This window comes from Nonomuraea sp. NPDC052129, assembly GCF_040680095.1.
Taxonomy (GTDB): domain Bacteria; phylum Actinomycetota; class Actinomycetes; order Streptosporangiales; family Streptosporangiaceae; genus Nonomuraea.
In genome coordinates, this window is sequence record NZ_JBFAVX010000004.1 from 514,050 (window position 1) to 521,627 (window position 7,578).

Consider the following 7,578-nt stretch of genomic DNA (forward strand, 5'->3'; position numbering starts at 1 on the left):
GCTGGGCGAGGCCCAGCCGGGGGTCCCGGGACTATTCGCCCCGGGCCTTCGCGACGATCTCCTTGGCGATGCCCGGGGGCACCTCCGAGTAGGAGTCGAACTGCATGCTGTAGCTCGCGCGCCCCTGCGTCTTGCTACGCAGGTCGCCCACGTAGCCGAACATCTCAGAAAGCGGTACGAGCGCCGAGACGACACGGGCGCCTGCCCGCTCGTCCATCGCCTGGATCTGTCCGCGGCGACCGTTGAGGTCACCGATGACGTCACCCATGTAGTCCTCGGGCGTGGTGACCTCGACGGCCATCATCGGCTCGAGGAGTACAGCATCGGCCTTGCGAGCGGCCTCCTTGAAGGCCATCGAGCCGGCGATCTTGAAGGCCATTTCCGAGGAGTCGACGTCGTGCGCGGCACCGTCGATGAGCGTCACCTTCACGCCCACCATCGGATAGCCGGCCAGCACGCCGAACTCGGCGGCCTCCTGAGCACCCGCGTCGACCGAGGGGATGTACTCCCTCGGGACACGGCCACCGGTGACCTTGTTCTCGAACTCGTAGCCGTCGTTGCCTTCGCCCAGCGGCTCGAGCTTGATGATGACCCGCGCGAACTGGCCGGACCCACCCGTCTGCTTCTTGTGGGTGTAGTCGACCTTGTCCACCGTGCGGCGGATGGTCTCGCGATAGGCCACCTGCGGACGGCCAACGTTGGCCTCGACCTTGAACTCGCGACGCATACGGTCGACGAGGATCTCCAGGTGAAGCTCGCCCATGCCCCAGATGACCGTCTGGCCGGTCTCCTCGTCACGACGGACCTGGAAGGACGGGTCCTCCTCGGCCAGCCGCTGGATCGCGGTCGACAGCTTCTCCTGGTCGCCCTTGGTCTTGGGCTCGATCGCGACGTTGATGACCGGAGCCGGGAACGTCATCGACTCGAGCACGACCTGGTTGGCCGGGTCGGACAGGGTGTCGCCGGTCGTGGTGTCCTTGAGACCCATGACGGCGACGATCTGACCGGCGGAGGCAACCGGGCGCTCTTCACGCTTGTTCGCGTGCATCTGGTAGATCTTGCCGATCCGCTCCTTCTTGCCCTTCACCGAGTTCACGACCTGTGAACCCGCCTCGAGCGTGCCGGAGTAGATGCGGATGTAGGTGATCTTGCCCAGGTGCGGGTCGCTCGCGATCTTGAAGGCGAGAGCGGAGAACGGCTCGGCCGGGTCCGCGTGACGTACGACGACCTTCTCCTCGTTGCCGACCGCGTGGCCCTCGAAGGCCGGGATGTCGGTCGGCGCGGGGAGGTAGGCGACCACCGCGTCGAGCAGGGGCTGAACGCCCTTGTTCTTGAACGCGGTGCCGGTGAGAACCGGGTTGATGGCGCTGGACAGCGTCGCGCGGCGGATGGCCGCGACCAGCTGCTCCTCGGTGGGCTCGATGGCCTCGAGGAAGAGCTCCATCATCTCGTCGTCGTTCTCGGCGACGGTCTCGACGAGCTTGTCACGCCACTCGCGAGCTGCTTCGGCGTGGTCGGCCGGGATGTCGACGACGTCGTACATCTCGCCCTTGGCCGCGTCCTCGCTCCAGAGCAGGCCCTTCATCTTCACCAGGTCGATGACGCCGCGGAAGCCGGCCTCGACGCCCCAGGGAAGCTGGATGACCGCGGGAGTCGCGGCAAGACGGGTGACCATCATGTCGACGCAGCGGTGGAACTCCGCGCCGACCCGGTCCATCTTGTTCACGAAGCAGATGCGGGGGACGTTGTAGCGGTCGGCCTGACGCCACACCGTCTCTGACTGCGGCTCGACGCCCGCGACACCGTCGAACACGGTGACCGCACCGTCGAGGACACGAAGGTTGCGCTCGACCTCGATGGTGAAGTCGACGTGGCCCGGGGTGTCGATCAGGTTGATCGTGTGACCGGCCCACTCGCAGGTCGTCGCGGCAGACGTGATCGTGATGCCACGCTCCTGCTCCTGCTCCATCCAGTCCATGGTGGCTGCGCCGTCGTGGACTTCACCGATCTTGTAGTTGATGCCGGTGTAGAACAGGATGCGCTCAGTCGTGGTGGTCTTACCCGCGTCAATATGGGCGATGATCCCGATGTTTCGGACCTTCGCCAGGTCAAGGGCGGTCGTTGCGGCCACTTCTCTCGCGTCCTCGTCGTCTCGTCGAACCCGCCGGGGTTACCAGCGGTAGTGGGCGAAGGCCTTGTTGGACTCGGCCATCTTGTGGGTGTCCTCGCGCTTCTTGACGCTCGCCCCGAGGCCGTTGCTGGCGTCGAGGAGCTCGTTCATGAGGCGCTCGGTCATGGTCTTCTCGCGGCGGGCGCGGGAGTACTGCACCAGCCAGCGCAGGGCCAGGGTCGTGCTGCGCGCGGCGCGCACCTCGACCGGCACCTGGTAGGTCGCGCCACCAACGCGACGGCTGCGGACCTCGAGGGTCGGCTTGACGTTGTCAAGCGCGCGCTTCAGGGTGACGACCGGGTCGTTGCCCGTCTTGTCCCTGCAGCCCTCAAGGGCGCCGTACACGATCGACTGCGCGATGGAACGCTTGCCGTCCAGGAGCACCTTGTTGATCAGAGCGGTGACCAGGGGCGAGCTGTAAACCGGGTCAGACATGAGCTGACGGCGGCCGGGAGAACCCTTGCGAGGCATAGTTAGCTCTTCTCCCTCTTCGCGCCGTACTTGCTGCGAGCCTGCTTACGGTTGCGGACACCCTGGGTGTCCAGCGAACCGCGAATGATCTTGTAGCGGACACCCGGCAGGTCCTTCACACGACCGCCGCGCACGAGCACGATGGAGTGCTCCTGCAGGTTGTGGCCCACACCCGGGATGTACGCCGTGACCTCGATGCCGTTGGTGAGCCGCACACGGGCCACCTTGCGCAGTGCCGAGTTGGGCTTCTTGGGGGTCGTGGTGTAAACGCGCTGGCAAACACCTCGCCGCTGCGGATTCGCCCTTAGGGCAGGAGTCTTGGTCTTGGCGACCTTGTCCTGCCGGCCCTTGCGGACCAACTGCTGAATAGTGGGCACTGCCACTCCGTTTCGTGCCTTGGCCGGTAATACGTCTGTTGTTCATTCGCAGGTTCTGCCGGTGTCATGACCTGCTGGTTTTCCCCGTCTCGGCGCCCCCGCGCTCGGGCGTGTCGCGCACTTCGCACAGACACATCCGAGGGGACTTCGAGCCAGGAAGCCGTCCGGCGCTCCCAAATATGAGCGCACAGCCGAGAGCCCGCTAACGACGGGCACGATGCTCTAGACTACCCAGGCCCACGCGACACGTCAAAGCAGCGCGACAAAGCGGACTCGCTTCTGCCACTACTGCTGGTCGCTGGGCCTCTTCGATGCATGCCCGGCTACTGCTCCGCGCCTATTGTATCCGGCCTGCGGAGTATTTGGTCGCGCTTCGCCAGGATGCCGCGCGCGGCGCTGCACCGGCACACCGGGCGCCTGGACCGGCGTGGCGGCCCTCGCGCACCCTCCGACCACCCGGACGGCCCAGAGGGCGCATATAGCGGCGCACAGCCACCCTGCCGACAAAAAGCACCGCGCCCGGATCGCGGAGATCCGGGCGCGGTGCTTCAAAGAGCGACTAGCGGTTGTACTGACCGAAGTCGTACTCCTCCAGCGGAACGGCCTCGCCGCTACCGGTGCCGAAGGTGTAGTCGGCCGCGGAACCGTCGTATCCACCAACGGTGTACATGGCCGCCTTGGCCTCTTCGGTCGGCTCGACCCGGATGTTGCGGTACTGGGGCATGCCCGTACCGGCCGGGATGAGCTTACCGATGATGACGTTCTCCTTCAGGCCCAGGAGCGAGTCGGACTTGGCGTGGATCGCCGCGTCCGTCAGGACCCTGGTCGTCTCCTGGAAGGAGGCCGCCGACAGCCACGACTCGGTGGCGAGCGACGCCTTCGTGATGCCCATGAGCACCGGACGACCGGCGGCCGGAGAGCCGCCCTCCGCCACCGTCTCGCGGTTCATCTGCTCGAAGCGCGGACGCTCGACGAGCTCGCCGGGCAGCAGGTCGGTCTCGCCGGACTCCAGCACGTTCACGCGCTTGAGCATCTGCCGCACGATGATCTCGATGTGCTTGTCGTGGATCGACACACCCTGCGAGCGGTAGACCTGCTGGACCTCCGCCACCAGGTGCAGCTGCACGGCCCGCGGGCCGAGGATGCGCAGCACCTCGTTGGGGTTGACCGCACCGGCGACCAGCTGCTGGCCGACCGTCACGCGCACGCCGTCGGAGACGAGCAGGCGCGAACGCATCGAGACCGGGTAGGCGATCTCCTCCGAGCCGTCGTCCGGAGTGATGACGAGCTTGCGGGACTTGTCGGTCTCGTCGATGCGGACCCTGCCCTCGGCCTCGGAGATCGGGGCGACACCCTTGGGGATGCGCGCCTCGAAGAGCTCCTGGACACGGGGCAGACCGTGGGTGATGTCCGCGCCCGCCACACCACCGGTGTGGAAGGTACGCATCGTCAGCTGCGTGCCCGGCTCACCGATCGACTGGGCGGCGATGATGCCGACCGCCTCGCCGACGTCGACGAGCTTGCCGGTCGCCAGCGAGCGGCCGTAGCAGGTCGCGCAGACACCGATCTTGGCCTCGCAGACGAGCGCGCTCCGCGTGCGGACGGTCTCGATGCCGGCCTCGACCAGCGCGGTGACGTGGTTGTCGTTGATGTCGACACCCGCCGCCACGATGACCTTGCCGTCGACCTCGACGTCCTCGGCCAGGATGCGGCCGTGCACGTTGGACTCGGCGTTCTCCGCCTTGACCAGGTTGCCCGAGGAGTCCCGCTCGCCGACGTGCAGCGGGACCGCGCGGTCGGTGCCGCAGTCGATCTCACGCACGATGACGTCCTGCGCGACGTCCACCAGACGACGGGTCAGGTAACCCGAGTCGGCGGTACGCAGGGCAGTGTCGGCCAGACCCTTCCGCTGTCCGTGGGTGGAGATGAAGTACTCCAGCACCGACAGGCCCTCGCGGAACGAGGCCTTGATCGGACGCGGGATCGTCTCACCCTTGGTGTTGGACACCAGGCCACGGATGCCGGCGATCTGACGCACCTGCATCTTGTTGCCTCGGGCACCGGAGTTGACCATCATCCAGACCGGGTTGGTCGCCGGGAAGGCGTTGACCATGTCGGTCTCGACGTCGGCCGTGGCGTGCGTCCAGATCTCGATGAGCTCCTGACGGCGCTCCTCGTCGGTGATCAGGCCGCGCTCGTACTCGCGCTGGACCTTGTCGGCCCGGCGCTCGTAGTTCTCCATGATGTCGGCCTTGTTCGGCGGCGCGACGACGTCGTCGATCGAGATCGTGACGCCGGAACGGGTCGCCCAGCGGAAGCCGGCGTCCTTGAGCGCGTCGAGCGAGTTGGCCACGTCGACCTTGGGGTAGGTCTCGGCCAGCTCGTTCACGATCGTGGACAGCTGCTTCTTGCCGACCTGGAAGTTGACGAACGGGTAGCTCGCCGGGAGCGTCTGGTTGAACAGGCACCGGCCGAACGTCGTCTCCAGGCGGATCGGGTCACCCTGCTCCCAGCCCTCCGGCGCGACCCACTCACGGGGCGGCAGGACGTCCTTGAGCCTGATCTGGATCTTCGCCTGAATGTCCAGTTCGTGGCGGTCGAAGGCCATCTGGGCCTCGGCGATTGAGCCGAAGACCCGGCCCTCACCGTTGGCGCCGTCCTTGTGGGTGGTCAGCCAGTAGAGGCCGATGACCATGTCCTGGGTGGGCATCGTCACGGGCTTGCCGTCGGCCGGCTTGAGGATGTTGTTGGTCGAGAGCATCAGGATGCGTGCCTCGGCCTGGGCCTCAGCCGACAGCGGCAGGTGCACGGCCATCTGGTCGCCGTCGAAGTCCGCGTTGAACGCGGTGCAGACGAGCGGGTGAATCTGGATGGCCTTGCCCTCGACCAGCTGCGGCTCGAACGCCTGGATGCCCAGGCGGTGGAGCGTCGGAGCGCGGTTGAGCAGCACGGGGTGCTCGGTGATGACCTCTTCGAGCACGTCCCACACGACCGGACGCGCCCGCTCGACCATCCGCTTGGCCGACTTGATGTTCTGGGCGTGGTTGAGATCGACCAGCCTCTTCATCACGAACGGCTTGAACAGCTCCAGCGCCATCTGCTTGGGCAGACCGCACTGGTGCAGCTTGAGCTGCGGGCCGACGACGATGACCGAACGGCCGGAGTAGTCGACTCGCTTGCCCAGCAGGTTCTGGCGGAAGCGGCCCTGCTTGCCCTTCAGCATGTCGCTGAGGGACTTGAGCGGACGGTTACCGGGACCGGTGACCGGGCGACCGCGACGGCCGTTGTCGAACAGCGCGTCGACGGCCTCCTGGAGCATCCGCTTCTCGTTGTTCACGATGATCTCGGGGGCACCGAGGTCGAGCAGACGCTTGAGGCGGTTGTTCCGGTTGATGACCCGGCGGTACAGGTCGTTCAGGTCGGAGGTCGCGAACCGGCCACCGTCGAGCTGCACCATCGGGCGCAGGTCCGGCGGGATGACCGGAATGCAGTCGAGCACCATGCCGCGCGGCGAGTTGGTGGTGTTGAGGAACGCCGACACGACCTTGAGCCGCTTGAGCGCGCGGGCCTTCTTCTGACCCTTGCCGCTGCGGATCGTCTCGCGCAGGTTCTCAGACTCGACGTCGAGGTCGAAGCTGATCAGACGGTCCTGGATCGCCTGCGCGCCCATGCCGCCCTTGAAGTAGCGGCCGAAGCGGTCGCGCATCTCGCGGTAGAGCAGCTCGTCGCCCTCAAGGTCCTGGACCTTGAGGTTCTTGAAGCGGCTCCAGACCTCGTCGAGCCGGTCCAGCTCGCGCTGGGCCCGGTCGCGAAGCTGACGCATCTCGCGCTCGGCGCCCTCACGAACCTTGCGGCGCTGGTCGCCCTTGGCGCCCGCGGCCTCAAGCTCGCCCAGGTCGCCTTCGAGCTTCTTCTGCCTGGCCTCGACGTCGGCGTCACGGCGCTGCTCGATGTGCTGCCGCTCGACGGAGATCTTCGCCTCCAGCGAGGGCAGGTCACGCTCACGCATCTCGGTGTCGACATGCGTGATCATGTACGCCGCGAAGTAGATGACCTTCTCCAGGTCCTTCGGGGCGAGGTCGAGCAGGTAGCCAAGGCGCGACGGGACGCCCTTGAAGTACCAGATGTGCGTGACGGGCGCGGCCAGCTCGATGTGGCCCATCCGCTCACGACGCACCTTGGCGCGAGTCACCTCGACGCCACAGCGCTCACAGATGATGCCCTTGAACCGGACGCGCTTGTACTTGCCGCAGTAGCACTCCCAGTCGCGGGTCGGACCGAAGATCTTCTCGCAGAAGAGCCCGTCCTTTTCCGGCTTGAGGGTGCGGTAGTTGATGGTCTCTGGCTTCTTCACCTCGCCGTGCGACCACTGACGGATGTCGTCGGCCGTCGCGAGGCCGATCCTGAGCTCGTCGAAGAAGTTGACGTCTAGCATTTTGTGCGATCTCCCCCTCAGACTTCTTCCACGCTGCTCGGCTCACGCCGGGACAGATCGATGCCGAGCTCTTCCGCGGCGCGGAAGACGTCCTCGTCGGTGTCACGCATCTCGATGGACATGCC

Annotated in this window: 4 protein-coding genes; all 4 read right to left on the reverse strand. The window is 66.3% G+C overall.

Annotated features, from left to right (window positions below; all coding sequences use genetic code 11):
- Positions 1 to 31 precede the first annotated feature (31 nt).
- The gene (gene fusA / locus AB0L53_RS13790) at positions 32 to 2,131 is read right to left on the reverse strand and encodes an elongation factor G (RefSeq protein WP_363993197.1); all 2,100 of its coding nucleotides are present in this window, start codon (positions 2,129 to 2,131) and stop codon (positions 32 to 34) included.
- Between the two features lie 39 nt (positions 2,132 to 2,170).
- On the reverse strand, positions 2,171 to 2,641 hold the full coding sequence (gene rpsG, locus AB0L53_RS13795; RefSeq protein WP_138670613.1) for a 30S ribosomal protein S7: 471 nt from the start codon (positions 2,639 to 2,641) through the stop codon (positions 2,171 to 2,173).
- Between the two features lie 2 nt (positions 2,642 to 2,643).
- Complete coding sequence (gene rpsL / locus AB0L53_RS13800) at positions 2,644 to 3,018, reverse strand: 30S ribosomal protein S12 (protein WP_214633169.1); 375 nt, start codon at positions 3,016 to 3,018, stop codon at positions 2,644 to 2,646.
- 559 nt (positions 3,019 to 3,577) lie between these two features.
- On the reverse strand, positions 3,578 to 7,453 hold the full coding sequence (locus AB0L53_RS13805; RefSeq protein WP_363993198.1) for a DNA-directed RNA polymerase subunit beta': 3,876 nt from the start codon (positions 7,451 to 7,453) through the stop codon (positions 3,578 to 3,580).
- Between the last annotated feature and the right edge of the window lie 125 nt (positions 7,454 to 7,578).